The 3,097-nt window shown below is 42.4% G+C and carries 1 protein-coding gene; it reads right to left on the reverse strand.

From position 1 onward, the window contains the following. The coding region (locus AC1YY3_RS12955) for an LVIVD repeat-containing protein (RefSeq protein ID WP_482194591.1) at positions 1-3,067 on the reverse strand (3,067 nt) is incomplete at its 3' end. Positions 3,068-3,097 lie beyond the last annotated feature (30 nt).

Here is a 3,097-nt window from a genome sequence, read left to right on the forward strand (position 1 = left end):
GGAAATCCGTTAACCCACTATCGCCTTCATCAATCGCTAAATTTTTACTCACGGTGACAATGGGCAAATTATCCCCATCGTCTGAATCAATCGTGACGGTATTTTGAATCGTTGCTGCCGCATTGAGGAATTGGGCGTTGATTGAACTACTGAGTTGAATATGAAAATCTTGTGCCGCTTCAGGAATAGTGTCGCCTTGAATGGATACAGATATATAACCTTCTTTAGCACCTGCAGGGATAATTAAATCCTCTTCAGTACCCACAAAATCTTCACCTGCTTTAGCGGTGCCATCGAGTAGCGTGTAATGAATCGTTACAGGGAGAGCCGCTGTCGCACTTAAAGTCACTTTTATTTTTTCATCATGAATTCCGGCGTTACCTTCAGTTACATGAACATCTTCAATTCGAATAATAGGCTTATCATCGTCAATAATAGTCCCTGTGGTCGTCAATATTTCACTCCCACTATCAAATACCGCATTGCTGATTTTGCTCAATTCTACTTTAAATGTTTCATCACTTTCAGCCGCTTTATCTCCCACAATTGACACCGAAATCTCAAGGGATTGAGTGCCTACAGGAATGGTTTTAATCGCTGCATTAATCGCTTGATAATCGAAACCGGCGCTGGCTGTTTTATCAACGGTTTTAACGGTAAACGAAACGGGTAGCGCACTCACAGTGGATAAATTTACTTTAAAAATGAGATTCTTATTACCCGCATCCCCTTCTATCAAGGCAACATTTTGAATAGAGAGCAGGGGAAAACTGGTACTTCCAATCGTAATCTCGGAACTCAACTGACTTTGACCCACCGGAAGCTTCGCCCCACCATCAACACTATCAATAATAACGCGGAAGGTTTCATCGGATTCTGTTTCAGTATCTGCAAGAATCGACACCGAAATGACACCTGAGTCAGAATTAGCCGAAATCGTTATTTTCCCGCTTGAGTTTTCGAAATCCTTATCCTGCGTCGCACTACCACTTTGCGTGTGATAATTAATCACGCTATCAATAGAGGTTGGTGCGTTTAAGGTTACCGGAATATCCAAACGTCTAATCCCAACAGCAGGCTCATAAACTGTTGTTGTCGCAGGAACACTGATAATGGGTAAATCATCACCGATAATTGTACCCAAACCTGTAATGGATGAACTATTACTGGGCAAGGTTATGCCTTTGACATTATTTATAGTGAGCTTAACGGTTTCATTAGATTCAATTAGCCTATCACCTAATATAGAAATCGGAATGTCAGTACTGAGTTTTCCTGCAACAATTGTCGCGGTGCCAAACTTACCCGAATAGTCTATATCACTCGTCGCAGTACCTTCTTCCGTTTTATACTCAAACGTGACATCTGAATTGACCGCATAACCCAAACTCAACACAAATTTCAAGTAGCTAATACCCTCATCACCTTCTTGTATCGAAGGTGAATTCAAACGCAGCGTTTGGCTATCGTCATTTAAAATGGTGACCGTTGAGCGTAATTCATTAGCACTATTTGTAAATTTAACACTTTGAGGATTGTTAAGTACAAAGACCAACGTTTCATCTGCCTCATCTGCCGTATCACCCCATACAGGAATGCTAATTGTTTTTTCCTTTTCGCCCGCCAAAAATTTTAGTGTGCCCGATTGCGCTGTAAAATCTTGACCTGATGTTGCTGTGATGCCTTGCGTGGTATACGCAACGGATACATCAAAAGGGACAGTTTGGGATAGGTTAACGGTAAACGTTAATGCAGTTTGTCCATCATTCCCTTCTTGAATGCTTTGCGCGTTGGCTAATGTCAATGTTGGAAAATCATCATTACGAATCGTGCCAACGGCTGTTAACGTATTTGAGCCATTACTCAATTCCAAAATACGGGGGTTACTCAAAACTAAGTTGAATACTTCATCATTTTCAAGACTTGCATCCCCTAAAATGGGAACCGTAATGGTTTTGCTCGTTTCCCCTGCATTGAATTGGATCGTCCCTGACGCAGTCGTGAAATCACTCCCTGCGGTCGCTGTTCCCGATTGCAATGCGTAATCCACCGAGCCGCTTTGTTGCAACGCTTGCGAGAGGGTTAACGTAAACGTCAAATTGGTTTGTCCAGAATCCCCTTCGTTGACACTGGGAGAATTAACACTGAGTTTGTATTTTATCGGTTCAGGAATAGAAAGCGTTTGCAGCGTTTGTGTATTACCTGTTGTATTGAGTAAATATGCCACGTTATTTGACGCAACAATCCCAACACTAACGCCATTTGAAATGGCTACATGTTCTAATAGGGTGGGATTGGAGGGCAGCGTTAAATCCACAACCGTTAAGCCTTTATCATCGTCAGCTACTAATGCGCGGTTATCAATGATGCTCACTGCATTCGCACTACGGATGTCAGCAAAGGTGCTTAATACAGTTGGTCTAGTCGCGTCGCTAATGTTTACGACTTTTAAACCGCTCACCCCAGCGGCAACGACCACCGTATTATCATTTAATACCGCAACACTGCGAACATCTGAGCCGAGTGTGAGTGCGCTTAATTGCTTGGGTGCATAAGGATTACTCACATCGATTAAAATCAAATCTGAGTTATCACTCACCACCAGTGCTAGGCTATTATTTTTAGCGAGGACGACGTTTTTGGCATTAACAATCGGAAACAAGGCAATCTTTTGTATATTGCTGGTATTTTGGGTGCTAAGTAACAACAAACCATTTTCCCAATCACTCACATAAGCAATATTGCCAGCAATCACAATGCTTTTGGCATTGCCAACCGCACTGTAACTTCCTAGAACGGTCGGTGAAAAACCGTTAGACACGTTAACCACTTTGACGCCGTCACTCTCGCTGGTAATCCACGCTGTACTGCCCGTGATAGCGACATCCGTTACATAATTTGCGGCAAACGAACCCAACAGCGTTGGTTTGCTCGGATTGCTAACATTAAGCAATAGTAAGCCATTATCGCCAGCGGCAACATAAGCCACATTACTGCTGAGTGCGACGGTGAATGCGCTACTGTCAAAACTATAATTGCCTAAAGATGTAAGATTATTGATTGCCATGTTTTACTCTGTGTTAATTTTAGCTAGATT

The organism is Methyloglobulus sp., assembly GCF_964779595.1.